Origin of the sequence: Rhizobium sp. BK275, assembly GCF_014193555.1 — a bacterium.
Lineage (GTDB): Bacteria > Pseudomonadota > Alphaproteobacteria > Rhizobiales > Rhizobiaceae > Rhizobium.
On record NZ_JACHZL010000009.1, the window covers coordinates 100,777 to 127,284 of the forward strand.

Here is a 26,508-nt window from a genome sequence, read left to right on the forward strand (position 1 = left end):
TCAGTCTCCCGCCAATCGATAATGCGCAAAGAGAGACGGCGGCCCATCGGTGCTGACCTCGCCGCGCTCCATCAATTCCTCGATATGCGCCAGCACCGAGAGTGCCGCAGCACCATGCAGCCGCTTATCGGTATCGCGGTAGATCACCTCGACCATTTTGGAGATGGTGCTGTCCCCCTTCCGAAGACGCTCGATGATGGATCGCTCCCGTAAGCGCCTGTGCGTCTTCAATCCGCGCAGGAAGGGCGCAGGCGAGGTGACCGGTCCGCCATGACCGGGCAGCAGCAATTGGTCGTCGCGGCCGAGCAGCTTGTCGAGCGAGGCCATATAGTCCGCCATCGAACCATCAGGCGGTGCGACGATCGTCGTCGCCCAGGCCATCACATGATCCGCAGAAAACAGGATGCCGCGGCCCTCGAGCGCGAAGGCCGTGTGATTGGCTGTGTGGCCCGGCGTCAGCACGCCCGTCAGCGCCCAGCCGTCGCCGGAAATCGTCTCTCCATCACGAATAGCGATATCGGGCAGGAAATCCATGTCCGAGCTCTCCGCAAAGGGATTGATCTCGCCGTCGCGTAGCGGTCGTGATGGGCGATGCGGCCCTTCGCCGACCGTCAGCGCTCCCGTTTCTTGCCTCAGCCGCCTTGCGAGCGGCGAGTGGTCGCGGTGGGTGTGGCTGACGAAGATATGCGTCACCTGCCGGCCGGCAAGTGCTGCCATCAGCGCTTCAAAATGCGCTTCGTTCTCAGGACCCGGATCGATGACGGCGACCGACGAGCCGCCGACGATATAGCTGTTCGTGCCATGGAAGGTGAAAGGGCTCGGATTTTTTGCCGTCAGGCGCTGGATACCATCGGCGACGGCAACTGCCTGGCCATAGGCCGGATCGAAGAAGAGATCGAAGTTCGCGCCGGACATGTCTATTTATATTCGATCTCGATGAAGGACATGGGTTTGTCGCCGGCATTGACGACATTGTGTTCCGTCCCGGCCTCACGGCGATAGGCCGCTCCCTTGGCGACATCCACCCTGCGACTGCCCTCGGCATCCTCGATCAGGAACTGGCAATCGGTCATCGGCACCACGACATAGCCAAACCCATGCGTATGAACGCCGGTATCGGCACCTGGCTCGAAATCCCACTGGGTGATGCGCACGACGGCATCGTCGAGGATCAGCGTGGCAAGTGCAGGCGGACGGGCGCGATATTGGCTCAACGGTTGCTCCATTGGCTGTGTCGATCCCAGAAGTCCTACCATGCCGGCGGGACAGCGCATACAAATATGACGTCGCAGTGAACTTAGTGATTGTCGGGCAGACAGACCTTTGCTAATCAGGCCACGTTTTGGCGAAGCGGCACGCGCTTCGGCTCTGGTGGGGCGTAGCCAAGCGGTAAGGCAGCGGTTTTTGGTACCGCCATCCCCTGGTTCGAATCCAGGCGCCCCAGCCACATTTCCAGATACCGATCATGCTATCGAAGGCCCTGTCGCGAAGCAGGGCGAGGCTTTTGCGCTTTTCTAGCCACGCAAAGAAAAAGCCCGCCGATTTTCACCGGCGAGCCTCGATCGAACGTCTTTCAGGCAGTCAGACTTACTTCTGAGCCGGTGCCAGGAATTCGGCGCAATAGGACGGTCCGTCCACGCCGGGGATATCGTTGACGGTGCGGATGTCGCGGATCGTGTAGTCGGAATTGGTGGTGATTTCGGCCTGGCAGCGCAGGTAGAGCGTGCGGGCGCTCGCAATCTGCTTGCCGCGCTTACCGTCAGCACCTTCGGCATATTTCGCGGGAACGCGCACCGTCTTGTAACCGCCCTTCCAGGTGTAGATCGTCGAAGAGCCTTCGTCGCGGTCGCTGAGCGGCGGGCCGTAGGCGGCAAAGAACTTGCCGGCCGACTGGCCGACCCAGCGTGCTTCGATCGGGTTGCCGGGAGTAGGTATGGTGGTGCATCCGGCAAGCGCAATCGCAAGCGCGGCGGCCCCGGTCATGGTGCGGAGTTTCATCGTATCGTCCCTGATATCTAGCCAGTGGCTGCGAAGCCGCCTTCACGACGGTTTCGCCTGTCCCGCCAAGCCCTTTAGCGCGTAACCCGGCAAAAGAAAATTGCCACTTGGCCGCTTCCGGAGAATTTGTCGAGAGTGTGGCTTTTTGCTGCACGGCCGGCTGAAAGGGCTTGTCACGAGCCTGTCAAAAATTCCCGCGACTTTTTGAATTTTGGCGCTTGCGCAACATGATAGGCCGGTCTATAGAGGCGCCGCTGGTCACGGAGTGTAGCGCAGTCTGGTAGCGCACCACGTTCGGGACGTGGGGGTCGAGTGTTCGAATCACTCCACTCCGACCAGCCGAAAAGCCCGCGAAAGCGGGCTTTTTTCTTTTGTGGCTGTAGGGGTCGAAAAATCCACGTCAACGATTACGGCAATGAATGGTCACCTCCTCCCCCCGCGCGGCCGGTGGTGAATGCTGCGCCGACATTTGCCTGATGATCCGGGTGGTGGTGGCCGTATGTCTTCTCCAGCGTCTCAAGCGTCATACCCAGGTAGCCTGATGTTTCCCACTTGTTCGCCACGGCCTGCATCAGCCAAGTGGCGCAGCATGCCGAAGCGCGTGCCTGACGACGCCTTTCGCGTCTTCACCTAAGACCTGATCGACGAGGTTCTTGAAGGCGCGCTTCGGGTCGGCGGGCTTGCCGTTGTACTCGACGACATATTTCGCCCATCCGATGCCAGCGGCGCATATGAGCGAGCAGGCGGCCCGGAAGGCGAATAGGAGGGCACGCTTATTGTCGGCGACCGCTTCGCCCTCCCAAGCTCGATAAAAAACACCCGCATCAAGGTCGATGTACGGCCACCCTGCTCTTTGACAAACCAGGCTTGCCAGACATGCGCCGATCGGCAGCAAGGCGGGCAGCCTAGCGCCATTTGATATCCGGACCGCCATTCGGCATTTTTGAAGACGGGCGCCGTTGTATCTGATGTCAGCTCGCGCCGCGCCCATTCATCTGGACTTTCGACAATCGGCAATAGGTATCGCGCCGGTCAAAGACCGGGATTTCTTCAGTCATGCTGTCACCTTGACTTTGGAGATCGTTCCGGCCGCTTTCCGCGGCTCTTGATTGGCTGATGGGGAAGACGGTGGTGTAAACATGCCGATAGGTCAAGTCGTGCCGATGTCTAAACGCTGTGACCGATTTACAAATTTGTCAACGGCGGCTCAGCAGTGGAGCCAAAAGTCAAGGAAACTTCTTTGCGGAATGTTTCAATGACATCCGTGAACCATCGGAATATCTGGGAGGTCGCCTTTAACAACCGAGGACGACCAATGTCTTTTCTCCAGATTGCCTACCTGATGATTGCCGTGAGCTACGTCGTTGCCGTCGTCGCCATGTTCGCCGGGCATTGATGATCGTTTCCGGTTTTCGATCACGAGACAGTCATTTGAAATGTTGATGCAGGGTGCAAAAAAGGCTGTATGTGAGAAGTCCACCAACGAAAGGATGGACCGTGACCCTTCTCCAGCTCGCCTATCTTATGATCGCCGTTTCTTACGTTGTTGCCGTAATCGCGCTGGCGGGCGGGCACTGACTAGCGCGCTTGCGCGTACGCGAGGCAAATTCCTGTATTTGCGCTAATGCTATGGGCGGCACAGCTCCGTAAGAAGATGGTGGGGGGTGAGGTATTCCTACTGAGCGATGTTTTTACGATCGTAAAAATGGTTTGATTTTATGATCGTAAAATGAGAGATTCGAGTCGCTGGCAGCAGACGGTAAGACCAGCGTTGAAAGGCACAAAGGGAATCTATCATGAGCGTGACATCATTCAAGAGGAGGGGCGGGGCGGAGGAGCACGACGCCGGCTCCGTCTCGCGACCCCCGACCAAGGAAAGGCACGAGCTTGAGGAAAAAGCAGAGCGTTCGTTGAGCGCAATGCTTGCTCTCCTCGCGCCAGCAATCACAACGAATGTGCATGATGAGGCAATGATTGAGCTTGGAGCGTCGGCTGAGATGTTCGTCGAACCGCTCGGGAAGCACGAGGTGCAAGTCCTGGCTTGTGCTTTGTATATGGAGAGGCAGGATTTGCCTTTGGGATACGCTGACATCCTGAAGCTGACTGACCGATTCACGGGAAAGGCTATGAATATCACCATGGTCTACAGGAGCATTGAGCGTCTGATTGATCGCGGGCTCCTTTGCCAGAACGAAGTCGTTGACAAGGGAGGTAATCGTTCGCGGACTTACACAATTCACGGCGCTGGTCGCGAGGCTTTTAGGCTTGCTGTGATGAACTCTCAGCTTCTTGCTGAGGCAAACAGCCACGTCGCCGCCTAACCGCGGCGCCGGGGTATTTTTTCAATGTTGGTGAGACGAGGACCCAACGATGAAGACAGCAGTTGAAACTTCGCGGATTACCCGCGTTTCAGGAAAGGATCCGCCGATGCGGCAAGGCATACCCCAGGATATTCGTGATCTGATTTACGAGTTGATTCCGGACACGGTCACGCGCGTTTCCGCGCTTCGGGCGCTCGATGACCATCTGGATTACTTGCGCGACAGCGGCCGGGAAGGTGATTGCGCGGCCTTCCTCGAAGATGAGCGCAAGACCCTGCTCGCGAGCTTAGGCAAGCAGCAGAAACACAAAAGCCGGGCACGTCTTACGGTAGTTGCAACCTACCTAGTCCCGGCTTTTGTTACGATTATCACACGGGTCATCACTGACCACATTCCTTTCGGATAGCCAATTTTCGCTTTAGCTCTCCGAATAAAGCGGCGGCTCGCACCCGCCGCTTCTTTTGTATCGCCGCCGGGTTAACCAATCATGAAGATCGTTGTTCCAGCGACTAATCCATAGATGCCTTATGACAGTTGAACACGTCATTTTCAAGACATCCGGTTGGGTGATTTGTCGCACCTCATCCTTGAGTGGAACTTGCGATAGCCAGGTAAGCTAACACCGGTAGGCGAGTTTTTCGATCTCGCCGGCTTCGACCATCTTTTGCAACAGATAGCGCACGTTCTCGCCTTTGAGGCCGCTTGCCGTGGCGATCTCGCCAGGCTTCATCGGCAGGCTTGATTCCTTCAGCGCGGCCATGATCTTCGGCGTTGATCAGAGCCCTTGACGTCGTCCACGTCGCCCAGGACCGACCAACGGCCAAGCAAACCGTTAAATTTTAGACATTGCTAACGAACAAATAGCCGCTAAGCTAGTTTCCCTCGGAGGAGGAAGCGTCAATGAAGCAGATGAACAATCGCCAAGTCCGGATTCCCGGCCCGAAAGATCAGGATATCGCTGAGCATTGCCGAAAATTCGGGATAGGCCCCGCCGAGGAGAAGAAGCTGAAGAAGCTCCTGGGCCATCGGGCGCCCCTTCATGAGATCCAGGCAAACGCGTCCACGCCTCAGCCGAAGTGGCGCTAGACCGGAAGCCGTCTTCACCTCAAGCGATGAATGCGATCGTTGCGCGTCGCTCTGCTCTGACGCAGCGTTTTCTCATGTCCCGGATGCTGAAATAAAAAGCCCCGCCGGTGGCTTTCGGCGGGGTAGATAGGGAAAGCTCTCCGAAAGGTGGCAGGAGAGCGTTTGCATTTCAGCAAGACTGGAAGAATGAGGCGAGGGCACTTTTGCCGGATTCGGTACAGTTCGCTTAAAAACCCGTAATTTTTAGTGGGAAAATTTGCGATTTCGGCCTTGCGCCGTTTTTTGGCAAGGAGAGCACGCCGTCGTAACGACGCGCCGCCTTTCCGGTATCGTCACTCGGCTGCCTGCAGCTTGTCCTGCGTCTTCGTCTCGAAGTCGCTGGCGTCATGGCGTTCGTGGAGCTGGCTGGAGGGCTCGCCGCTGACGCGGTTGACCATGCGGCCGCGCTTGACGGCCGGGCGGTCGCCGATCAGGTCGGCCCAGCGCTTCATGTTCTTGTATTCCTGCACCTGCAGGAATTCGGCGGAATCGCCGTACATCCAGCCCTTCACGAGGCCGCCATACCAGGGCCAGATCGCCATGTCGGCGATGGTGAGTTCGTCGCCGGCGATATATTCGCTTTCGGCCAGACGCCGGTCGAGCACGTCGAGCTGGCGCTTGGTTTCCATGGCGAAACGGTTGATCGCATATTCGATCTTCGTCGGCGCATAGGCATAGAAATGGCCGAAGCCGCCGCCGAGATAGGGTGCGCTGCCGACCTGCCAGAACAGCCAGGAGAAGCATTCGGCGCGCTTGGCCGGATCGGTCGGCAGGAAGGCGCCGAATTTTTCTGCGAGATAAGTGAGGATCGCGCCGGATTCGAAGATGCGCACCGGCTTTTCACCACTGCGGTCCATCAGCGCCGGGATCTTGGAATTCGGGTTGACCTCGACGAAGCCGTTGCCGAACTGGTCGCCATCGCCGATCTTGATCAGCCAGGCATCATATTCCGCGCCGCTATGGCCGAGCGCCAGCAGTTCCTCCAGCATGATGGTGATTTTCACGCCATTCGGCGTTCCCAACGAATAAAGCTGCAGCGGATGGCGGCCGACTGGCAGTTCCTTGTCATGCGTCGGCCCGGCGATCGGGCGATTGATGCTGGCGAACTGGCCGCCGTTTTCCTTGTCCCAGGTCCAGATCTTGGGGGGCGTATACTCGGACGAACTGGTCATATGAGCTCCTGACAGAATAACTTCGTGCTTTACGTGAAAGGCCCAATCCTTAACGGCAATTGAGGCCCATGAACATATTGGTAGCAATGAAGTTCTTGTCATCGGGGCTGCGGCTTTTTTGTCGCCGCCGCTTTCAGTATGTCGCCCAAAGCGTGACAGCGTATCTGAAAGATCGTGGCACGCTTCAGGTCTCATTCAGAAGCTGAGCTTGCGCTTCTGCTGCCCGTCGGCATCGAAATTTTCAGGCGCGAGCCATGCCTCATAGCCGGCCTTCAGCTTCGGCCAGTCCCCATCGGTCATGGCAAACCAGGCGGTGTCGCGGTTGCGGCCCTTCTGCACCATATGCTGGCGGAAGATGCCCTCGAAGGAGAAGCCGAAGCGTTGTGCCGCCCGCTTCGACGGTTCGTTGAGGTTGTTGCACTTCCATTCGAAGCGCCGGTAGCCGAGCGTGTCGAAGACATAAGCGGCGCAGAGATAGAGCGCTTCGGTCGCAACCCGCGTGCGGGCGATCGAGGGTCCCCAGAGAATGTTGCCGATCTCGATGACGCCGTTCGCGGTATCGATGCGCATCAGTCCCTGCCGGCCCTCGGCCCGTCCCGTCGCCTTGTCGATGACGGCGAAGAACAGCGGATCCTCGCTTGCCACGGACCTTTCGAGCCAGGGGGTGAAGGCTGCCATATCGGCGGGTGCGCTTTCGAAGAGATAGCGGAAGCGGTCTTCCGCGCCGGGCTGCTGCGCCGAGCGAAGCAGATCGGCGCCGTGCCTTGCGGCGTCCAGCGGCTCCAGGCGGGTGTAACGGCCCTCAATCGGGGCGCGGGCGGGGCGGGCGACACCCTTCCAGTTGGAGAGATCCATCGTCTTATCCATTGTTGCATCAAACCTGACTGGTCTTGCCCTGCAAATGGACTGGAGTAAAAGTCCAGTTCTGACCTTTTGAGCAGACCAGTGGAAGAATGACGCCGACACCTGCATGGCTCGACCTCGATCGCGACGGAGGCGATCTCGCCGGCCAGATCTATCGAAGCCTGCGCGACCGTATCCTGCTCGGCCAGCTTCCGGCCGGTCATAAGCTGTCGTCGACCCGCGCTTTTGCGGCGTCTCTTGGTGTTGCGCGCTCGACGGTCGTCGAGGCTTACGACCGCCTGAAATCCGAAGGATATATCGAAGCCTCCGCCGGCGCCGCGACACGGATTGCCGCCCTTGCACGGATGCGGCCCGAACGGCAGCAGGGCGACCGCGTGCCGGTGAAGGAGGAAAGTCCGGAGCAGCCGCCCTACCGCGCCCTGTTCCGGCCGGGCGCGCCTGACATATCGGATTTCCCGCATGCCGTCTGGAGCCGCCATCTTGCTGCACGCAGCCGGTCTTTGCGCATCCATCATCTCGGCTATGAGCATGCAACCGGTATCCGCGAACTGCGCGAAGCCATCCTTGAGCATGTCTCGGTGACGCGCGGCGTGGTCGCCGAGCCGGAGCAGGTCATGATCGTGCCCTCCACGCGCGCGGCGATCGACATGCTGGCGAGAACCATGTTGCGAAGGAGCGGGCGCAGAGCCGCATGGATGGAAGATCCCGGCTATCCCGCCGCGCGCTTGCTGCTTGGCGATGCCGGCGCCGAAGTCGTGCCGGTTCCCTGCGATGATCAGGGCATCGACGTTTCCAGGATGGACGGCCCGCAGCCGGCGCTGATCCCAGCGCTGATCCCAGCACTGATCTATGTGACGCCATCCCATCAATATCCGACCGGCGCCACGCTGAGCCTGCCGCGCCGGCTGGCGCTGCTGGAGGCGGCGCGCCGTCACGAGAGCCTTGTCGTCGAGGATGACTACGACAGCGACTTTCAATATGGCTCGCGGCCGATCGCCGCCTTGCAGGGCATCGACAAGGCGGAGGTCGTCGCCTATGTCGGCACCTTCTCGAAGGTGCTGGCGCCCGGCCTGCGCGTCGCCTACGCGGTCGTGCCGCGCTGGCTGGTATCGGAGGCTTCCGAGGCGCTGCATCGCAGGGGCGTTGCCGTCTCCACCCATGTCCAGGCCGCCCTTGCCGATTTCATCGATGAGGGCCGTCTGCGCGCCTATTTGCGGCGCATGAACCAGCAATATGCCGAGCGCATGGCCCGGACGATCGGAATGCTGGAAAGCCACTTTGGCGGAAGGCTTTTCATTTCGGGCGGCAATGGCGGATTGCAGCTTGCGGCCTGGTTTCGCGATGAGACGGTGGATGACCGGGCGGTCGTCGCGAAGGTGAATGCATCAGGATATGGTCTGATGCCGATGTCGGGTTTCTTTATCGGCAAATCCGCCCCCGGCATTCTCTTCGGTATCTCGCAAGCGGAAGCGGCCGCCGTTCAAAGACTGGCAGCCGATCTCAAGGCTGTGCTTTAGCCATTTGTTTTCACGCAATTCCGGACGCAAAACCGCTGCACACTTTGCTGGAATTGCTCAGAAACGCATGCGCCCGGAACTGGTCCGGGCGCAGCGCTCACGTGGGTGCCCTTCAAGCGGCGGCGAAGGGCACGGCCACGAAGGTCTTGTTGCCGCCACGTTCGATCAGGAGCAGTACCGACTTGCGGCCGGCCTTGCCGGCATCGGCAACGGCGGTCTTGACGTCGCGGGCATCATGCACCGGTTTGTCGTTGACCGAGACGATCACATCACCGGGCTGGATGCCGGCGGCAGCGGCAGACTTGTCCGGGTTGACGTTGGCAACGACGGCACCGTTGACGCCGTGGGGCAGGTTGAGCTGCTGGCGGACATCAGGGGTCAGATCGGCAAGGCCGATGCCGAGGCTCGGCTGGCCGGCAGCCTGGCCCTGATCGTCGCTGCTCTCGACGGCGGCGGCCTGCTTCTGGGTGTCTTCATTGCCGCCGACGGTGACGTTGAGATCGACCGTCTTGCCGTCACGCCAGACGGCCAGCGTTTCCTTGGCACCCGGCGACAGGTCGGCAACGAGGCGCGACAGGTCCTTCGGCGTCTTGACGTTTTCGCTGCCGACGGCGGTTACGATGTCACCCGTCTTGATGCCGGCATGGGCAGCAGGCGTCCCATTGGTAACGGCGGCAACCAGCGCGCCTTCAGCCTTGGAGAGGCCGACGGCATCGGCGACATCCTGGGTGACCGGCTGGATCTGCACGCCGAGATAGCCGTGATCGATCGAACCGTCCTTCTGCAGCTTGGCGACGATCGTCTTTGCTTCAGATGAAGGAATGGCGAAGCCGACGCCGACGCTGCCGCCGTTCGGAGAGTAGATGGCGGTATTGATGCCGACGACATTGCCGTCACGATCGACCAGCGGGCCGCCGGAATTGCCATGGTTGATCGGCGCGTCGATCTGGATGAAGTCGTCATAGGGGCCGCTGTGCAGGTCGCGGCCGCGGGCCGAGACGATACCGGCCGTCACCGTCGTGCCGATGCCGAACGGATTGCCGATGGCAAGGATCTGGTCGCCGAGCTTCAGCTTGTCGGAATCACCCCAGGCGATGGTCGCAAGCGGATGCGGAGCCTGAACCTTCAGAACGGCGAGGTCGGACTTGGCATCGGCGCCAAGCAGCTTGGCCGGCAGCTCGGTGCCGTCGTCGAGCGTGACCTTGATGTCGATGGCATTGTCGATGACGTGATTGTTGGTGACGATCACACCGTCGGGGCTGATGATGAAGCCGGAGCCGAGCGCCATGGCATGCTGCGACTCGTGCTGCTGCGGCGCCTGATGCGGAAGGGGAATGCCCTGCTGTTCGAAGAACTGGCGGAACTGCTCGTCCATCGGTGAACTGTCGGCGCTGGCATTGGTGGCCTTCATCGTCGTGGTGATGGTCACCACGGCCGGCTTGTCGGCATCGACGATGGAAGCAAAGGAGCCGTTGGAGGCCAGCATGCCGCCGGTCTCGGCCGGTGCAGCAAGAGCCGTCGAGGAGGAAGAGATGGCGAAGGGCAGGGAGGCCGCACCGAGAACGATAGCCGCTCCGACAAGTGCTGCAGCCCTGTGCTTGCGAAGAATGTTTGACATGGTGGAAGTCCCTTGCGAGAGCGTTGGCATCAGATGACGCTTGGTTCCATGCCATGGACCTAGGCGTCGAGGAGTATTTTCGCCAATTATTGCTGACCGTTACTTGAATTTCACCGGTTATAAGCAGATATTACTGTAGTCAGGAGCAATTGGCGCTTGATACCTATATGATCCGTTCTGCGGGATTTACAAATTAAACATTGATCATGTTTATATTACGGTATCGTAAGACATTACTATAATTTAATCTTGTCTGACCCGGCATCGCCTTCGTTTCGCGAATACCTTGCTGTTGCCCGCGTCTGAAGTGCCAGAACAGTGAAACATATTTCATTTCCTGTGATCCGCCGGCCTCTCGGCTGCGTAATAAGTTGAACCACTCGCGGCACTTATTTCGGATTTTTCGCGTTTCGGTTGATGCGCGAACTTGAAATTTTAGTGGATTCTAAATTATTTATTCTTCAGAAAGAAGGAGTTGCGAATCGACGGGGGCGAGGTTCGCGGCGACGTGCGGGAGAGCGATGAGGGATTCAGTGAAGCCGGGGCGGGAAAAGAAGCGCGGTTCCCATGTAAAGTTGAGTGATGTTGCAAAGAGGGTAGGGGTCAGTCCGATCACCATCTCGCGTGCGCTTCGCAACCCTGAAATCGTCTCCGAAGAGCTGCGCGAGATCATTCTGCGCACCGTCGACGAGATGGGTTATATTCCCAACCTTGCCGCCCGCGCGCTTGCCGGCCGCCATAGCGGCATCGTCGGCGTCATCACGCCGTCGCTTCATCACCCCTGCTTCACAGGCGTCATGATGGGCATCGAGGAGCGGCTGCGTGCCACGGATCTGCGGGTGCAATATGCCAACACGCTCGATGACGGCGATCAGGAGATCAGCCAGTTCAAATCCTTCCTGGCGCAGAAGCCGGCCGGCATTATCCTTATCAATGCGGAATATTATGACGGGCTCGCACTGCTGATCGATACGGCCGCATTTCCGGTGGCCCACGTCGCCGACCTCAGCCAACCGCCGGCAACGCTGCTCGTCGGCATGTCGCATCATGTTGCCGCTGCTGCTGCGACCCGTTTCCTTCTGTCGAAGGGATACAAGCGGATCGGTTTCATCGGCGGGCTCAGCGATATCCGCTCTCGCCGCAGCCGTGCGGGGTATGAGGAAGCCATGCGCCAGGCCGGTCTCGATAATCCGTCGCTGATGCATGGCGAAGACGGTTCCACCAGCATCGGTCTCGGACGGCGCCTGTTCAGCGAGCTGCTGGAGCGGGTACCGGATCTCGATGCGATCCTTGCGCAAAATGATGATCTCGCCCTCGGCGCGCTGATCGAATGCAACGAGCGCGGCATCAGCGTGCCCGATGATTTCGGCATCTGCGGTTTCAACGATCTGGAATTCGCACAATTCACCTCGCCGTCTCTGACGACGGTTCATGTCCCGCGTCACGACCTCGGCCGCCGCGTCGCCGACATGCTGCTGCGCGCCATCCGCGAAGAGCCGCCGGAAGAACACAGGGTCGATCTCGGCTTTTCGATCATCGAGCGCGGTTCGACGCGCCCGGGACCGCAGCAATAAACGAAGAGCATAAAAAAGGGGCCGATCGGCCCCTTTTCCTTAGATGTCGCTTGCCGCGCTCGACCAGAGCTCGGCTGCTTCCGATGCTGTCATGCGGCGCACTTCCGCCTCATGGCGGCGCTGGGCAAACAGCTCGCTCGCCATGATCTGCTCGGCAAGATCGGCCGGAAGCGAGAGGATCACACGGGCATCGCTGCCGTGCAGGCCACTGACATCGGCGCGCTTGCCGGTCACCATGCCGCCGGCAATGGTGTTGTTCGTCTCCGGGTCGATCAGGATGAAGGAGCCGGTAGCGCGGTTCTGCTCGTAGGGATCGAAGATCGCGGCTTCGTCGAATACGAGGCGCACCTTGCCGATGGCGTTCATGTAGAGCCGCTGGGCGGAATTCCACGTGCCGGTCTTCAGCTCCAGCTGGCTGACGGGTTCCACCTGAACGCGCTGGCGGCGCGAACCGCTCTTTAGCCAGTAGCGCTTGCCGGCCTCGATGCCCTCAGGCTGCAGGGCAACGACCTGCGCATCGAAGGAAAGGCCCGTCTGCGGCTGCGAGTCGATCGAAACGATCATGTCGCCGCGCGCCACGTCCACCTGACGGTCGAGAACGAGTGTGACCGCGTCACCGGCAACGGCCGCGTTGCGCACCAGATCGAAGGTGACGATCTTGGTGACATTGGCCACCATGCCCGAGGGCAGGATCATGACGCTGTCGCCCGGCTTGACCGAACCGCCGGCGACCGTGCCCTGATAGCCGCGGAAGCTTTCGCCGGGGCGCGAGACGCGCTGGACGGAAAGGCGGAAGCCGGTTGACTGGCCGGAACGGACGGTCGCATGCTCCAGCGTTTCGACCAGCGTCGGACCATTATACCAGGGCATTGCTGCCTGGCCGGAATAGACGACGTTTTCACCCTTCAGCGCCGACATCGGGATCGCGGTGATCTGCTTGACGCCGAGCGACAGCGCAAATTCCCTGAACTCGTGGGTGATCTTGTCGAAGCCGGCACGGTCATAGTTCGTCAGGTCGATCTTGTTGACCGCGAGCACGAACTGCTTGATGCCGAGCAGCGAGGCGATCGTCGCATGACGGCGCGTCTGCTCGAGGATGCCGGCGCGGGCATCGACCAGGAGCACGGCGAGATCGGCGGTGGAGGCACCGGTCGCCATGTTGCGGGTATACTGCTCGTGGCCGGGCGTGTCGGCGACGATGAAGGAGCGCTTGTCGGTCGAGAAATAGCGATAGGCGACATCGATGGTGATGCCCTGTTCGCGCTCTGCCTGCAGGCCATCGAGCAGCAGCGCGAAATCGGGAAGGCCAAGATCGTTCTGCTTGCCGGTGGAATCGCGGCGGAGCGTCGCCGCCTGATCTTCCTTGACGGCCTTGGTGTCCCAGAGCAGGCGGCCGATCAGGGTCGACTTGCCGTCATCGACGCTGCCGCAGGTGATGAGGCGCAACGGGCGCGAGTCGCGCACGGCCTTCAGAGGCTCGGCGGCGGGTACGGCGACGACGTTTGCGGGAACGGCTGCAGTCATCTCAGAAATATCCTTCACGCTTCTTCTTTTCCATGGACCCGGACTGGTCACGGTCGATGGCGCGGCCCTGGCGCTCGGAAACCGTAGCGATTTCCAGCTCCGCGATGATCTCTTCAAGGCTGGTGGCAGTGGAGCGGATCGCGCCCGTCAGCGGGAAGCAGCCGAGCGTGCGGAAGCGGATGGAATCTTCCTGCTTCGTTTCGCCGGACAGTAGCTCCAGACGCGGATCGGAGGCGGCGATCATCATGCCGTCGCGCTCGACATAGGGGCGTTTGGCGGCAAAATAAAGCGGCACGATCGGGATGTCCTCGGCCTGGATGTAGCGCCAGATATCGACTTCGGTCCAGTTCGACAGCGGGAAGACGCGGACGCTTTCGCCCTTGCGGATCTGGCCGTTATAGATGTTCCAGAGTTCCGGGCGCTGGTTGCGCGGATCCCAGCGATGGTCGGGCGTGCGGAACGAATAGATGCGCTCCTTGGCGCGGGAGGCTTCCTCGTCGCGCCGCGCGCCGCCGAAGGCCGCGTCGTACTGGCCGGCGTCCAGCGCGTTGCGCAGCGCTTCCGTCTTCATGATGTCGGTGTAGCGGGCGGAGCCAAAGGTGAACGGCGTGATATTCTCAGCCGCACCGCGCGGATTGATATACTCGATCAGGTCGAGATCGTACTTCTTCACGATCTCGTCGCGGAAGGTGATCATCTCCGCAAACTTCCAGCCCGTATTGACGTGCAGCAGCGGGAAGGGCACGCGGCCGGGATAGAAGGCCTTGCGGGCAAGATGCAGCAGCACGGAGGAATCCTTGCCGATCGAATAGAGCATCACCGGACGCTCGAATTCGGCGGCAACTTCGCGGAAGATATGGATCGCTTCGTTTTCCAGCGCCTTCAGATGCGGGTCGAGCGGCGGCTTGGCGCTCTGCGGATTGGTCAGTTCCGTATCCTGACGGGTATCGGGCATTTCGTACTCCAGACTTCTTATTGCTGCGCGACGATTGAAGCCGCTTCTTCGGCGACATGCAGGCCGCATTCGCGCTTCTCATCCTGCTCCCACCACCAGCGGCCGGCGCGTTCCGGCTCGCCGGGCTTGATGGCGCGGGTGCAGGGCTCACAGCCGATCGAAGGATAGCCACGGGCATGCATCGGGTTGATCGGCACGCCGTTATCGGCGACGAAGGCCTTGATTTTGTCGATATCCCAATCTGCGAGCGGATTGACCTTCAGGAGGTGGCGCTCGGCGTCGTATTCCGCAAACGGCGTCTCGGCGCGGTTGGCCGACTGGCCGCGGCGCAGGCCGGTGATCCAGATCGTCGCGCCTGCCAGAGCCCGCGCAAGCGGCTTCAGCTTGCGCACGCCACAACAGGCATGCCTGGCTTCGACGCTCTCGTAGAAACCGTTCATGCCGTATTTCGCCGCGTAAGCGTCGATGTCGGCCTGCTCCGGTTCATAGCGGGTGATGTGAATGTCGTACTGGCTCTCGGTCTCGCCAATCAGATCAAGCGTTTCCTTGAAAAGCCGGCCCGTCTGCAGCGTCACGACGTCGATCGGCAGGCGATGCGTGCCGATTTCTGCAGTGATGACCTGGTCTTCGATGCCGAGCGAGGTGGTGAAGACCACACGTCCGCCAAGGCCGGCGACGAACGAAAGCCGGCCGGCGAGGTCGAGGCCGGAAAGCTTATCAGCCAAAGCCTCGGCTTCTTCGATCGGATTGATAACAGTCATGGGGGATCCTGTCCTTGATGTTGGCCGGAGTATTACAGCTGAAGGACGGATCGGACAGAAAAAGGGATTTCGAAAGGACTGCTTAGCGGAGCAAATATCTCTCCCATCCTGCCGCAATGCAGAAAAGCAGCCGCCGACGTCAAGAAGACGCCTCGAACTTAATGTCTATAGAAATAGTAGTGTTACACGGCGCCTGTCAATTGGAAATCGGAAGTGATGGCGATAATGATGAAAATTGCCGTTTTTTGAAGTAGATTATCAACTGTTGGCCGAGGGTGAAAAACAGGGCCAAAACACTTGTCTCTCAAGGCTTTTTCCGGCGCGTTCAAATTCCGTTCATGCTGGCTGTGCAATAGAGGCGAATAGCTTTCGTGCGATGCCGGGATTCGGCACCGCTTTGTGTGTGTTCGACGGTCCGAGATGATTACGCAAAAAGCGAAATATGCGCTGCGGGCGCTGACGGTTCTGGCGGAAGCTGCGGCCGACGAACCCGTCATGATTTCCGACATTGCCGTGCAGCAGAAGATCCCGAAGAAGTTTCTGGAGCAGATCCTGCTCGATTTGAAGCATCACGGCATCGTGGTCAGCCGCCGTGGCAAGCAGGGCGGCTACCTGTTGCTGAAGCCGGCCCACAACATCACCTTCGGCGAGATCCTGCGCATCATCGACGGTCCCATCGCGCCACTCCCGTGCTTGTCGATCACTGCTTACCGCAAGTGCGATGATTGCGACGGCGAGCAGAATTGCGAAATCCGCCACGTCTTCGCCAAGGTGGCAGACGCCACCCGCAAGGTGCTGTTCTCGACGACGATTGCCGATGCCGTGGGAACCAAACAGGGTGCGGAGGTCACGCGCCTGCTCGCCTGATCCGTTTTCCTCCCACTCACCGGTCTTCAAGATTCGGTGAGTGCTCTTTTCATATGTCGTCCATGCTCCACCTGCCCGTGCATTCGGGTAGGGAGAAGATCATGTTTGCACTTTCAGGCAAGCGAGTGCTGGCGGCTGCCATGCTCTCGGCCGCATTCGCAACGGGTGCAGCGGCGCATCATGGCTGGTCATGGGCGGAAGCCGACCAGATCGAGCTCCGCGGCACCATCCAGCAGATATCCATGGGCGGGCCGCATCCGACGCTCGATGTCGCAACCGTTGATGACGGCGTGTGGCGCGTCGAGCTTGGCAACCCGCGCCAGACGGAGCGCTCCGGCTTCGTGGAGGGCGTCGCAAAGCCCGGCGATCAGATCACAGCACTCGGAAACCGCTCGCAGGACCGCAATGAGAAACGGCTGAAGGCCGTGCGCATCACCATCGGTGAAAAGCGCTACGACATTTATCCGGAACGCATCCAGACGAACTGACGCTTCGTCATGGAGCTTCTCGAATGGCTGGCTGCCACCACGCTTGCGGTCGAGCTCAGGCGCTCCGCGACGCTCTACATGTTCGTCAACGCCGCCCATATCCTGGCGATCGGCGTTCTGGTCGGCGCCATTCTCCCGCTTGATCTCAGGCTCGCCGGCCTCTTCGCCAAGGTGCCGGTGGAGGTCATCGCACCCTTCCTGTCCCGCTCGGCAGGCATCGGCCTCGCCCTGGCTTTGCTCACCGGCTTTTGTCTCTTCACTGTCCGCCCGGCCGAATATGCCGCAAATACCGCCTTCCTCGCCAAACTCGGCCTGATCGCCTTTGGTCTCCTCAATGTGCTCATCGTTCATGCCGGTAAGGGGTGGCGAACCGCGATCGCAATCGGCATCGTCCGTCCCGCGCTACGGTTTTCCGCGGCCCTTTCGGCGTTGATATGGATCGCAGCCGTCGTGGCGGGGCGATGGGTCGGCTTTCTCTGACGCGATGTCCTTCCGATTTCGTTCACCTGCGCCCGCGCACGAATTGCAGCGTCGCCTCTGCGACCCGCTGGCCAAGATGGCGGGCGGTTGCAAGGTCGGCTTCGGGCGGCGCGATTTCCGAGCCTTCATCGACATTCGATTGTGCGGCAGCCCCGAGCCAGAAACCCAGTCTGTTCAGTTCCGCCTTCGAGCCGAAAGAAGAGTTGTTTGCCGGCGGCAGATCGAGATTGATCCAGTGCATGCCGTGCTGGGCGGCAAAGAGGGCGATCTGCATCAGTGTGGCGAGCTTGTCGCCAGCTTGGGCGCCCGAATTGGTGAAGCCGGCAGCGATCTTGTTTTTCCAGCGATAGCCCTTCGCCATGACGGCGTGTGAGCTCGCCTCCTGAAAGGCCTTGAAGGAGGCGGATGGCCCGGCGACATAGGTCGGCGCGCCGAAGATGATCGCCTCTGCCGCCGCGAGATCATCCCAGCGGCTCTGCGCTTCTTCTGTTGTCAGCAGCAGGCCACGCATGATGGCGACCCGTTCGATACCGGCCTTCACCGCTTGCGCTTGTCGCGCCGTATGGCCGTAACCGCTGTGATAGACGATGGCGATGTTTGTCATGGGTCGATCTCCTCCGATTTGAAAAACAGATGCCTGCCTCCGCAGTCGGCGGCGGAGGGTGAAAGGAATACCTCTGAGGTGAATGTTGCGCCCTAATGCAGGGCGTTCAGTTCCAGATGCGCAAGCTTTTCGGGATTGCGCGTCACATAGATCGCGGTGATCCTGCCACCGTCGATCTGAAGGGCCGTGGTCTGCAGCCAACTGCCTTCCTCGATACTGACAAAGCCCGGCAACCCGTTGACGAGACCGTAATGCAGCAGCCGGGACATATGTGCGGAGAAGATCGGTGCCAGCGCCGCAAAGAGCTTCGTCACCTTGTCACGACCGATAACCGGCTTTCGTGGTGCCACTGCCTTACCGCCACCGTCCGTATAGACGGTTGCATCATCCGCAAGCAGCGCCTGCAACTCTTCGACATTGCCGCTGCGTGATGCCGTGAAAAAGGCGGAGGCGATCTGCAAGCCGTGCTCCGGCGGCAAGACATAGCGTGGCCGCGCGCTTCTAACATTGGTCCGCGCCCGGCTGGCAAGCTGGCGACAGGCAGCCGGCTTACGCCCGATCGTCGTGGCGATCTCTTCGAAATCGACGCCGAAGACGTCATGCAGCACGAAAACCGCCCGCTCGAGCGGCGAGAGCCGTTCCAACGCCAGCATCAGCGGTAGTGTAACGTCATCGACTTCCTCTTCCGGCGCCACGACGATCGGCTCCGGCAGCCATGGCCCGATATAGGTTTCGCGCCGGCGCCGGGCCGATTTCAGTTGGTCGAGGCAAAGCCGTGTGACGATCCGGTGCAGAAAGGCGGTCGGTTCACGGACCGCATCGCGATCGGCATCGAGCCAGCGCAGGAACGCCTCCTGGACGATATCCTCGGCCTCTGCCACCGAGCCCAGCATGCGATAAGCTACCCGCGTCAATCGCGGGCGCAGCGGATTGAAGACGGCAATGGCATCTTCTCCCTCTGCCGCCGCCGTCATCGCTTGGCCCTTCTTCGATCCCGCGTCGCCATCGCCATCTCCTTCACCTTGTCCGTTCGAGAAGGCTGGACGAGATGAGGCGGCCATTTGTGACATGCTGTCCAGTTTTTTGTGCTCTGGCCGAGAGGAGACGATATAGGAGAGTTGAACATGACACGGCGATCCGTCATATTGCATTGCAATTGCAATGCATGAGGTGAATCATGAAAACCGCATCGCTTCCCTCGCTACGTGTGGACCCCGAACTGCGCGCCGCCGCCGAAAGCGTTCTCAGGGAGGGTGAGACGCTTTCGTCCTTTCTTGAAACGGCCGTGAAGCAGCAAATCGATTTTCGCAAGATACAGGCCGATTTTGTCGCGAGAGGCCTTGCTTCTCGCGACTTGGCAAAGCAGACCGGCCGTTACCACACGTCCGAAGAAGTGCTCGGCCGGATAAGGGCAAAACTCGATGCAGCGAAGGCTGCGCGTAAAAAGTGAAATATGAAGTCCGCTATTCCGATGAAGCGTTGGAGGATCTTGAGCGGCTCTACGACTATCTCATTACATGGGACCCTGATGCCGCTGAAAAATCCTACGCCGTTCTCCAACGAGCGATAAACTTACTTGAGGATTTTCCCTTCAGTTGTCGCAAGGCGGCAGGCGACAGTTCTTTTCTGAGAGAACTGGTCGTTCCGTTCGGCTCTACGGGATATGTCGCACTTTTCGAAATTGAAGAAGACCATAAGGTAACGATCCTCGCCATCCGTCATCAGCGCGAAGAAGATTATCACTGACTACCGGTCGCTCACCGCCGCACGCGGATTGCTCCACGGTTCCTGATTGGAGCGCGCCAGCCTCTGCGTACCGAGAATATGGTCTGCGGCCTTCTCGCCCGTCATGATCGACGGACCATTCAGATTGCCATAGGTGACATGTGGGAAGATCGAGCTGTCTGCGACGCGCAGGCCATGCACGCCGATCACCCTTGTATCGGGATCGACAACCGCCATCGGGTCGTCCTTCGCGCCCATGCGGCAGGTGCCGCACGGGTGATAGGCGCTCTCGAGATGCTCGCGCAGGAAAGCGTCGATCTCGTCATCCGTCTGTACCTTCTCGCCAGGCTGGATTTCCGGGCCGCGATAATGGTCGAAAGCCTTCTGGCCGAAGATCTCGCGCGTCAGGCGCACGCAATGGCGGAATTTTTCCCAATCCTCGGCATGGCTCATATAGTTGAAACGCAGCACCGGATCGGCCTTGGGATCTGTTGAGCGCAGCGTCACGTTGCCGCGCGATTTCGAGAGATTGTAGCCGACATGCACCTGGAAGCCGTGCGTATTGGCTGCCGCCTTGCCGTCATAGCTGATGGCGACCGGCAGGAAGTGATATTGGATATCCGGCTGCTTCAGCCCCGGCGCGGAACGCAGGAAGGCGCAGGCCTCGAACTGGTTGGAGGCGCCAAGCCCACCCTTGGAAAGCAGCCAGTGTGCGCCGGCGACCCCCTGCCAGAACCACGGCAGCCAGGAATAGAGCGACACCGGCTTGGTCGAGATCTGCTGGAAATAGAATTCCATATGGTCCTGCAGATTGGCGCCGACGCCCGGCCGGTCGGCCTTCACCTCGATGCCCATATCCCGCAGATGCGCGCCGGGACCGATGCCCGACAGCATCAAAAGCTTCGGTGAGTTGAAGGCGGAGGCTGAAACGATCACCTCACGGTTGGCCTTGACGATTTCGGTTGCGCCGCCGCGCTCGATCTCCACGCCTGTCGCTCGACCGTTCTCGATCACGATCCTGCGCGCAAAGCCCCGGACGAGCTCAACGTTCGGCCGTTTCAGCGCCGGCTTCAGATAGGCGTTCGCCGCCGACCAGCGCCGGCCGTGATGGATCGTCTGTTCCATCAGCCCGAAGCCTTCCTGCTTCGAGCCGTTATAATCCTCGGTTGTTTCGAAGCCCGCCTGTTTTCCGGCGTCGATGAAGGCATGAAACAGCGGGTTCTTCATCACACCGCGCTGCACATGCAGCGGCCCGTCCGTGCCGCGCCAGCCTTCCTCGCCGCCGTGCGAGTTCTCCATGCGCTTGAAATAGGGCAGCACATCCGCATAGGCCCAGCCATTCGCGCCGAGCTCTTCCCATCGATTGTAGTCTTCCGCATGACCGCGCACATAGACCATGCCGTTGATGGAGGACGAGCCGCCGATCACTTTGCCGCGCGGCGCGGTGATGCGTCTGTTGTTGAGATTCGGCTCGGGCTCGGAAAGATAGCCCCAGTTATAGCGCTTCATGCTCATCGGCCAGGCAAGTGCTGCCGGCATCTGGATGAACGGCCCGAAATCCGAACCGCCCGCCTCGATGACGATGACGGTATTCTTGCCGTCTTCCGAAAGCCGGTAAGCCAGTGCCGAACCCGCAGAGCCGGAGCCGACGATGACGAAATCTGCCTGTTGCATGCTGTTCCCTTTGGATGTCGTGTGCAACTGCCGCGTCGATTTCCGATGAGGTCAGTAGGGTGAAGCGACCGGCCCCATGCCGACGTAAACCGTCTTCAGCTCGCTATAGTGCTCGAGCGCTGCCAGCGAATTCTCGCGCCCGAAGCCTGATTGCTTCGATCCCCCGAACGGGATTTCGACCGGGCAGAGATTGTATGTGTTGATCCAGAGCGTGCCGGCTTCGAGCTGGTCGACGACGCGGTGAGCGCGCGTCAGATCGGCAGTGAAGACGCCGCCGGAAAGGCCGAATTCCGTCGTGTTGGCGCGCTTGATCACCTCGGCCTCGTCATCGAAATCGAGGACGCACATGACCGGGCCGAAGATTTCTTCGCGGGCAATCATCATGCCATCAGTCACATCGGCAAAGACTGTCGGCTGCACATAATAGCCTTCACCCGTCACATGGTTCGGGATGCCGCCGCCGGTCACCAGTGTCGCGCCCTCGACCTTGCCTTTCTCGATATAGGCCAACACCTTCTCGCGCTGTGCCCAGGACACCATCGGGCCGAGCTGGCTGGTTTCGTCCATGGGGTCGCCGATCAGGATCGCCTCGGTGCGTGCCTTCAGCCGCTTCAGGAATTCGCCCTTGATCGTCGTCTGCACGAAGACGCGCGTGCCGTTGGAGCAGACCTGGCCTGTCGAATAGAAATTGCCGAGCATCGCACCGCCGACCGCGCTGTCGAGATCGGCATCGTCGAAGACGATCAGCGGTGACTTGCCGCCGAGCTCCATCGTCACATGCTTGAGTTGGCCTGCGGCCGCGGCAGCCACTTTCCGTCCCGTCGGAACCGAGCCTGTCAGCGACACCTTGGCGACATCAGGATGATTGACGAGCAGGGGTCCGGTGTCCCGATCGCCTTGGATGACATTGTAAAGCCCCTTCGGCAGGCCGGCCTCATGCAGGATCTCGGCGATCTTGAGCGCACCGAGCGGCGTGGTTTCCGATGGCTTGAAGACCATGGCATTGCCGGCGACCAGCGCCGGTGCGCCCTTCCAGCAGGCGATCTGTTGCGGATAGTTCCAGGCGCCGATGCCGACGCAGACGCCAAGCGGCACACGCTTCGTATAGGCAAAATCCTGGCCGAGCGGGATATGCGAGCCGTTCAGTCCCGCGGGTGCCACGCCGCCGAAGAATTCGAAGGCATCGGCGCCCGAGGTCGGGTCGGCGACGATGGTTTCCTGGATCGGCTTGCCGGTATCGAGCGTTTCCAGCTCCGAAAGTTCGCGATTGCGTTCACGCATGATCTCGGCTGCGCGCTTCAGGATGCGCCCGCGTGCCATCGGGCTTAGTGCTGCCCATTCCGGCTGCGCGCGCTTGGCCGCTGCGATCGCCTTTTCGACGATGGCAGGCGTTGCGGCATGGAGCCGGGCGATCACTTCCCCGGTCGCCGGATAGATGCTCTCGATGACGGTGCCGCCTCCATCCTCGACATATTCCCCGTCGATGAAGTGCGATGCTTTCGGCTGGGCTTTCATGTCGCTGGTCCCTGGTTTGACGTGCGGTTGCTGCTCATGCCCTGATGTGGGCGAGCTGTGTCGTTACATAGTCTTCCGTCAGCGCGATCGAGGCTTCGATGCCGATCGGCGCCGATTTCAGACTTTGCCGGATATAGAGACCGTCGATCATCGCGGCCGCGCCCTCCGCAATGCGTTCTGCGGCATCGGCAGGGCAAAGCGATTTGAGCGGCGCAAGCAGGTTGGAGCGCAGGCGCCGCGCATAGACGACGAGGAAACGCCGCGTCTCTTCGGATCGCTGCGCCTCGGCATAGAAGGCGAGCCAGGCGGCGATCGTCTGCGGCGCGAACTGATCGGCGTGGAAGCTGACCCGGATGATGGCCGAGATCCGCTCGCGCGGCGTTGCCGCTTGTCTCAGTGCCGTCACCGCGTCGTTGCGCAATTGCCGTAGCAGGAAACGGATGGTCTCGATCAACAACTGCTCCTTGCTGCCGAAATAGTGATGCGCAAGGGCTGGCGATACGCCAGCTCGCCGGGCGATGTCGGACATGGTGACGGTCAGCGAGCCGTGATCGCCGATCACCCGCAGCGCCGCATCCACAAGCGCCTTGCGGCGCACCGGTTCCATTCCGACCTTCGGCAAGTTCAATCCTCCGAGAATAAGTGGAGCGTATTTTTGATTGACTGATCAATCAATAAAAATCTTTCGTCGATTGATCTGGGTCACCTCTTTCCGTGCAAAATTGTTGCAGCATATCTTCAGCAATCAGGAGATGCGCCAATGGCCAATATTTACGACGGAATGCCCGAATCCCCGTTGCGGTCGAAATGGGTTTGGTTCGTTGGTCTCGGCGTGCTGCTCCTCATCTGTGGTCTCATCGCTCTCAGCAACCTGCTGTTGGCGACCGTCGCTTCAGTCTTTTATGTCGGCATGCTGATGCTGGCCGGCGGCATCATTTATCTCATCCACGCCTTCCAGGTGCGCGGCTGGGATCATGTACTTTTCTGGGCGTTGAGCGGCGTGCTCTATGTGCTCGCCGGCATCTGCGCCTTCATCAACCCCATCCTTACATCCGCCGCTTTAACTCTGTTTCTTGCCATCGCGCTGCTCATTGCCGGTGTCTTTCGTGTCTTCGTCGGCAGGCGCATGCGGCCGCTCAAAGGTTGGGGCTGGATCGTCACGAGCGGTGTCATCACTGCCCTTGCAGGTTTCGTGATTGCGCTCGGTTGGCCGGTCAACAGCCTCTGGATTCTCGGCCTGTTCCTGGCGATCGATCTCGTTGTCCAGGGCTGGACAATGCTCGCCTTCGGCCTAGGTATCCGGTCTTGAAACTGTGGAGAGAGGCCGCCGGCTGGTCCGTTTCGGCTGCTTCTTTTTTGACAAGAAGATGATGGGGTACTAAAATTCTGTCATTGAAGGCCGGCTCCGCAGAAGAGCCGCCTCCTGTGCTAAGGCACTTCGGCATTGGCGCTTGTCGCCCCAGAAGCCGAAAATAGACCCCCGAGGCAGTCTCTGCCGAATAGAATGGGAGGAGAATTCCATGCCGATGGTCACCGTTTCCATCTCACCGCTCCAGGCGGCCGGCATCCGCGATGCTGTCGATCAAGGCGGATATGCATCGAGCAGCGAGGTCGTGCGTGAGGCACTGCGCCTGTGGGATGCCGCCCGCAAACTGAGTGAATATCACAGCGACGTCTTGGCCGATGAAAGTGCTCCCAGCGGCGGCAGATGCGTCGCCGATATGTTTGCAGATCATGAAGCGGAACACCGCCGCTCGGCTTGAATAAGCCTTTGATTGTAAATATGAAATCTAATAAACGCTGAGCGCGCATGAAAGCCTGCGCGTTTCATAAAAGTTTCACACTGACGAAAGAGTTCGTTGACCCTTCTGCTCCATTGTCCGACCGAAAAAGAAAAGGTCACAGTGGAGATTGGCATGTCTTTGGCTGCCAGCGTCGAACCGGGTGTCGTGCGTCGTTACGCCAGCGATCAGATCGTCACCCTCGCCAAACTCGTCATCGAAAATGCGTTTCAGCCGATCGTCGAAGCCGGTACCGGCTCGGTCTTCGGTTATGAATCCCTCATGCGCGGGCAGGAGCGCATCGGTTTCGAAACGCCGGTCGAAATCCTCGACGAAGCCTATGAGCACGGGCAGCTTCTGCAGCTCGAGCAGATGGTCGCGAGCCGCGCCGTTGCCAAATTTTCCACGCTCTCGAATTTCGCAACCGCCACGCTTTTCCTCAATCTCGACGTCCGCCTCATCCCGCAGGGCAATCGCCTTGTCGAGAGCCTGCTGCTGCAGCTGAAAACGGCGAGTATCCCGCCGTCTTCCGTTTGCTTCGAATTCTCCGAGCGTTTCGACAATACCAGCGTGCCGGAATTCGCGGATCTCGTTTCGCGCCTGCGCAAGGCCGGCTTCAAGCTGGCGATCGACGATTTCGGCGTCGGTCACGGCGAGATGAAGCTGCTCTGCGATTATTCCGTCGATTACCTGAAGATCGACCGTCACTTCGTCGCCGATATCGATCGCAGCCCGCGCAAGCGGCACCTGCTGAAGAGCATCGTCAACATGGCCCACGTTCTCGGCACCCGCGTGATCGCCGAGGGCATCGAAACGGAAGCCGAATTCATCGTCTGCCGCGACTATGGCGTCGACCTCGTGCAGGGCTGGTTCATCTCGCGTCCGTCGACGCATCTCTCCGAGCTCGTGCCCGCCTTCCCGCACCTGCAGGAGCTCGGCAAGAACAAGGGCAACAGCCAGTCGCTCGATGAAATCCTCATTCGCAAGCAGATCGAAATGCTGCCGACCGTCTATGAGAGCGACGCCATCGATACGGTCTTCGAACTCTTCCGCCGCAACCCGCGCCAGGCCTATTTCCCGGTTCTCAATGCCAATGGCGAGCCGCGCGGCATCATTCACGAGCACCACCTCAAGGAATATATCTATCAGCCCTTCGGCCGCGACCTTCTGAAGAACAAGGACTACGAGCGCACCATCTCGCATTTCGTCGAGCGTGCGCCGATCGTCGGCCTCGACAGCGATGCTGATCAACTCATGGTGATCTTCGCCAATATGGAAGGCAGCAACTGCCTGATCCTCACCGACAACATGCGTTATGCCGGTGTCGTCTCCGCCGCCTCGCTGATCAAGGTCATCAACGAGAAGCAGCTGAAGACGGCGCAGGATCAGAACCCGCTGACCGGTTTGCCGGGCAACCGCGCTATCCGCGATTTCATGCGCCATTCCGGCCGCGACGGCGATGAAGTGCGCCACTTCTGCTATTGCGACTTCGACAACTTTAAGCCCTTCAACGATGCTTACGGCTTCCATCTCGGCGACCATGCGATCTCGCTCTTCGCCGCGCTGATGCGCCGCTATTTCTTCGCCGAGCGCCACTTCCTCGGCCATGTCGGCGGCGATGATTTCTTCATCGGTGTCGTCGGCTGGACGAAGGAGGAACTGACGGAAATCCTCGATCGGCTCATCAGCGATTTCCACGATGACGTGCTCGATCTCTATTCGGATGAGGACCGCGCCGCCGGTCGTATCCGCGGCCACGATCGCACCGGCGCGGAAGCCTTCTTCCCGCTGATGCGCTGCTCGATCGGCGTCCTGGAACTGCCCGAAGGTCTCGTCATCGACGATATCAACCGTGTCAGCGCCGAGATTGCCCTCGTAAAGTCTGCCGCCAAGGAAAATGAAGACGGCCTCGTATTTCATGCGCTAGGCGAGGCGAATTGACGCC

Annotated in this window: 30 protein-coding genes and 2 tRNA genes; 16 read left to right on the forward strand and 16 right to left on the reverse strand. The window is 60.0% G+C overall.

The features are described 5' to 3' along the window. A complete protein-coding gene (locus tag FHT82_RS25920; protein ID WP_183735572.1) occupies positions 1-915 on the reverse strand; it encodes an MBL fold metallo-hydrolase in 915 nt (304 codons plus the stop codon). A gap of 2 nt (positions 916-917) precedes the next feature. Next, on the reverse strand, positions 918-1,214 hold the full coding sequence (locus FHT82_RS25925) for a cupin domain-containing protein (RefSeq protein ID WP_183735573.1): 297 nt from the start codon (positions 1,212-1,214) through the stop codon (positions 918-920). A gap of 158 nt (positions 1,215-1,372) precedes the next feature. Between FHT82_RS25925 and FHT82_RS25930 the strand changes: the two genes are divergently transcribed. Further along, positions 1,373-1,447 (forward strand) — tRNA-Gln (locus FHT82_RS25930). A gap of 140 nt (positions 1,448-1,587) precedes the next feature. Here the strand turns inward: FHT82_RS25930 and FHT82_RS25935 are convergent. Further along, a complete protein-coding gene (locus tag FHT82_RS25935; protein ID WP_183735574.1) occupies positions 1,588-1,998 on the reverse strand; it encodes a hypothetical protein in 411 nt (136 codons plus the stop codon). Between the two features lie 261 nt (positions 1,999-2,259). Here FHT82_RS25935 and FHT82_RS25940 point away from each other — a divergent pair. After that, a tRNA-Pro gene (locus FHT82_RS25940) sits at positions 2,260-2,336 on the forward strand. A gap of 233 nt (positions 2,337-2,569) precedes the next feature. Here the strand turns inward: FHT82_RS25940 and FHT82_RS25945 are convergent. Continuing rightward, positions 2,570-2,893, reverse strand: a complete 324-nt coding sequence (locus tag FHT82_RS25945) for a hypothetical protein (RefSeq protein WP_210276910.1) — start codon at positions 2,891-2,893, stop codon at positions 2,570-2,572. A gap of 360 nt (positions 2,894-3,253) precedes the next feature. Here FHT82_RS25945 and FHT82_RS25950 point away from each other — a divergent pair, with 360 nt between their 5' ends. The 3 genes from FHT82_RS25950 (at position 3,254) to FHT82_RS25960 (ending at position 4,725) form a co-directional block, all read left to right on the forward strand. Continuing rightward, positions 3,254-3,394: a hypothetical protein gene (locus tag FHT82_RS25950; protein ID WP_183735575.1), complete on the forward strand. Its 141-nt coding sequence runs from the start codon at positions 3,254-3,256 to the stop codon at positions 3,392-3,394. A gap of 400 nt (positions 3,395-3,794) precedes the next feature. After that, entirely contained in the window at positions 3,795-4,319 is a 525-nt protein-coding gene (locus tag FHT82_RS25955; RefSeq protein WP_183735576.1) for a helix-turn-helix transcriptional regulator, read from the forward strand. A 49-nt stretch (positions 4,320-4,368) separates the two neighbouring features. Next, positions 4,369-4,725: a hypothetical protein gene (locus FHT82_RS25960; RefSeq protein ID WP_183735577.1), complete on the forward strand. Its 357-nt coding sequence runs from the start codon at positions 4,369-4,371 to the stop codon at positions 4,723-4,725. Positions 4,726-4,935: 210 nt separating this feature from the next. Here the strand turns inward: FHT82_RS25960 and FHT82_RS25965 are convergent, their stop codons facing one another. Continuing rightward, entirely contained in the window at positions 4,936-5,079 is a 144-nt protein-coding gene (locus tag FHT82_RS25965) for a hypothetical protein (RefSeq protein ID WP_183735578.1), read from the reverse strand. Between the two features lie 140 nt (positions 5,080-5,219). Between FHT82_RS25965 and FHT82_RS25970 the strand changes: the two genes are divergently transcribed. Further along, entirely contained in the window at positions 5,220-5,405 is a 186-nt protein-coding gene (locus FHT82_RS25970; RefSeq protein ID WP_183735579.1) for a hypothetical protein, read from the forward strand. Positions 5,406-5,737: 332 nt separating this feature from the next. Here the strand turns inward: FHT82_RS25970 and yghU are convergent, their stop codons facing one another. After that, complete coding sequence (yghU, locus tag FHT82_RS25975; RefSeq protein ID WP_183735580.1) at positions 5,738-6,616, reverse strand: glutathione-dependent disulfide-bond oxidoreductase; 879 nt, start codon at positions 6,614-6,616, stop codon at positions 5,738-5,740. 195 nt (positions 6,617-6,811) lie between these two features. Continuing rightward, on the reverse strand, positions 6,812-7,471 hold the full coding sequence (locus FHT82_RS25980; RefSeq protein WP_183735763.1) for a GNAT family protein: 660 nt from the start codon (positions 7,469-7,471) through the stop codon (positions 6,812-6,814). A gap of 98 nt (positions 7,472-7,569) precedes the next feature. Between FHT82_RS25980 and FHT82_RS25985 the strand changes: the two genes are divergently transcribed. Further along, positions 7,570-8,997 (forward strand): PLP-dependent aminotransferase family protein, encoded by a 1,428-nt coding sequence (locus FHT82_RS25985; protein WP_183735581.1) that lies wholly within the window; start codon positions 7,570-7,572, stop codon positions 8,995-8,997. Positions 8,998-9,109: 112 nt separating this feature from the next. On the opposite strand, the gene FHT82_RS25990 is transcribed toward FHT82_RS25985, so the two are convergent. Next, positions 9,110-10,615 (reverse strand): DegQ family serine endoprotease, encoded by a 1,506-nt coding sequence (locus FHT82_RS25990; protein ID WP_183735582.1) that lies wholly within the window; start codon positions 10,613-10,615, stop codon positions 9,110-9,112. Between the two features lie 521 nt (positions 10,616-11,136). On the opposite strand from FHT82_RS25990, the gene FHT82_RS25995 reads away from it, so the two are divergent. Continuing rightward, positions 11,137-12,189: a LacI family DNA-binding transcriptional regulator gene (locus FHT82_RS25995; protein ID WP_183735583.1), complete on the forward strand. Its 1,053-nt coding sequence runs from the start codon at positions 11,137-11,139 to the stop codon at positions 12,187-12,189. Positions 12,190-12,228: 39 nt separating this feature from the next. On the opposite strand, the gene cysN is transcribed toward FHT82_RS25995, so the two are convergent. The 3 genes from cysN to FHT82_RS26010 are packed head-to-tail and all read right to left on the reverse strand — an operon-like array spanning position 12,229 to position 15,429. Then, positions 12,229-13,713: a sulfate adenylyltransferase subunit CysN gene (gene cysN, locus FHT82_RS26000; protein WP_183735584.1), complete on the reverse strand. Its 1,485-nt coding sequence runs from the start codon at positions 13,711-13,713 to the stop codon at positions 12,229-12,231. 1 nt (position 13,714) lies between these two features. Continuing rightward, positions 13,715-14,668, reverse strand: a complete 954-nt coding sequence (gene cysD / locus FHT82_RS26005; RefSeq protein WP_183735585.1) for a sulfate adenylyltransferase subunit CysD — start codon at positions 14,666-14,668, stop codon at positions 13,715-13,717. 17 nt (positions 14,669-14,685) lie between these two features. Beyond that, a complete protein-coding gene (locus FHT82_RS26010) occupies positions 14,686-15,429 on the reverse strand; it encodes a phosphoadenylyl-sulfate reductase (protein ID WP_183735586.1) in 744 nt (247 codons plus the stop codon). A 420-nt stretch (positions 15,430-15,849) separates the two neighbouring features. On the opposite strand from FHT82_RS26010, the gene FHT82_RS26015 reads away from it, so the two are divergent. The 3 genes from FHT82_RS26015 to FHT82_RS26025 all read left to right on the forward strand — a co-directional run bounded on the left by FHT82_RS26015 (position 15,850) and on the right by FHT82_RS26025 (position 17,264). After that, a complete protein-coding gene (locus FHT82_RS26015; protein WP_183735587.1) occupies positions 15,850-16,296 on the forward strand; it encodes an Rrf2 family transcriptional regulator in 447 nt (148 codons plus the stop codon). Positions 16,297-16,397: 101 nt separating this feature from the next. Further along, positions 16,398-16,784 (forward strand): DUF6152 family protein, encoded by a 387-nt coding sequence (locus FHT82_RS26020; RefSeq protein WP_183735588.1) that lies wholly within the window; start codon positions 16,398-16,400, stop codon positions 16,782-16,784. Between the two features lie 9 nt (positions 16,785-16,793). After that, a complete protein-coding gene (locus FHT82_RS26025) occupies positions 16,794-17,264 on the forward strand; it encodes a DUF6644 family protein (RefSeq protein ID WP_183735589.1) in 471 nt (156 codons plus the stop codon). A gap of 22 nt (positions 17,265-17,286) precedes the next feature. Here the strand turns inward: FHT82_RS26025 and FHT82_RS26030 are convergent, their stop codons facing one another. Then, the gene (locus FHT82_RS26030; protein ID WP_183735590.1) at positions 17,287-17,868 is read right to left on the reverse strand and encodes a flavodoxin family protein; all 582 of its coding nucleotides are present in this window, start codon (positions 17,866-17,868) and stop codon (positions 17,287-17,289) included. 92 nt (positions 17,869-17,960) lie between these two features. Next, a complete protein-coding gene (locus FHT82_RS26035; RefSeq protein WP_183735764.1) occupies positions 17,961-18,842 on the reverse strand; it encodes a sigma-70 family RNA polymerase sigma factor in 882 nt (293 codons plus the stop codon). A gap of 203 nt (positions 18,843-19,045) precedes the next feature. Between FHT82_RS26035 and FHT82_RS26040 the strand changes: the two genes are divergently transcribed. Together FHT82_RS26040 and FHT82_RS26045 are read left to right on the forward strand one after the other, a co-directional pair. Beyond that, entirely contained in the window at positions 19,046-19,318 is a 273-nt protein-coding gene (locus tag FHT82_RS26040) for a YlcI/YnfO family protein (protein ID WP_183735591.1), read from the forward strand. After that, positions 19,315-19,614: a type II toxin-antitoxin system RelE/ParE family toxin gene (locus FHT82_RS26045; protein WP_183735592.1), complete on the forward strand. Its 300-nt coding sequence runs from the start codon at positions 19,315-19,317 to the stop codon at positions 19,612-19,614. The genes FHT82_RS26040 and FHT82_RS26045 overlap by 4 nt, the downstream gene beginning before the upstream one ends. Here FHT82_RS26045 and betA read toward each other — a convergent pair whose 3' ends face one another. From betA to betI, 3 genes are read right to left on the reverse strand one after another with little or no spacing between them, the layout of a single operon-like run. Continuing rightward, a complete protein-coding gene (betA, locus tag FHT82_RS26050) occupies positions 19,615-21,267 on the reverse strand; it encodes a choline dehydrogenase (RefSeq protein WP_183735593.1) in 1,653 nt (550 codons plus the stop codon). Positions 21,268-21,318: 51 nt separating this feature from the next. Next, positions 21,319-22,782 carry a betaine-aldehyde dehydrogenase gene (betB, locus tag FHT82_RS26055; protein WP_183735594.1) on the reverse strand — a complete coding sequence of 488 codons (1,464 nt, stop codon included), beginning with the start codon at positions 22,780-22,782 and terminating at the stop codon, positions 21,319-21,321. Positions 22,783-22,816: 34 nt separating this feature from the next. Further along, positions 22,817-23,404 carry a transcriptional regulator BetI gene (gene betI / locus FHT82_RS26060; RefSeq protein ID WP_183735595.1) on the reverse strand — a complete coding sequence of 196 codons (588 nt, stop codon included), beginning with the start codon at positions 23,402-23,404 and terminating at the stop codon, positions 22,817-22,819. Between the two features lie 138 nt (positions 23,405-23,542). Here betI and FHT82_RS26065 point away from each other — a divergent pair, with 138 nt between their 5' ends. The 3 genes from FHT82_RS26065 to FHT82_RS26075 all read left to right on the forward strand — a co-directional run bounded on the left by FHT82_RS26065 (position 23,543) and on the right by FHT82_RS26075 (position 26,504). After that, positions 23,543-24,091, forward strand: a complete 549-nt coding sequence (locus FHT82_RS26065; protein ID WP_183735596.1) for an HdeD family acid-resistance protein — start codon at positions 23,543-23,545, stop codon at positions 24,089-24,091. Positions 24,092-24,302: 211 nt separating this feature from the next. Continuing rightward, positions 24,303-24,545, forward strand: coding sequence for a type II toxin-antitoxin system ParD family antitoxin (locus FHT82_RS26070; RefSeq protein WP_183735597.1), 243 nt, complete (start codon positions 24,303-24,305; stop codon positions 24,543-24,545). Positions 24,546-24,698: 153 nt separating this feature from the next. After that, positions 24,699-26,504, forward strand: a complete 1,806-nt coding sequence (locus FHT82_RS26075; RefSeq protein ID WP_210276911.1) for an EAL domain-containing protein — start codon at positions 24,699-24,701, stop codon at positions 26,502-26,504. Positions 26,505-26,508: the final 4 nt, after the last annotated feature.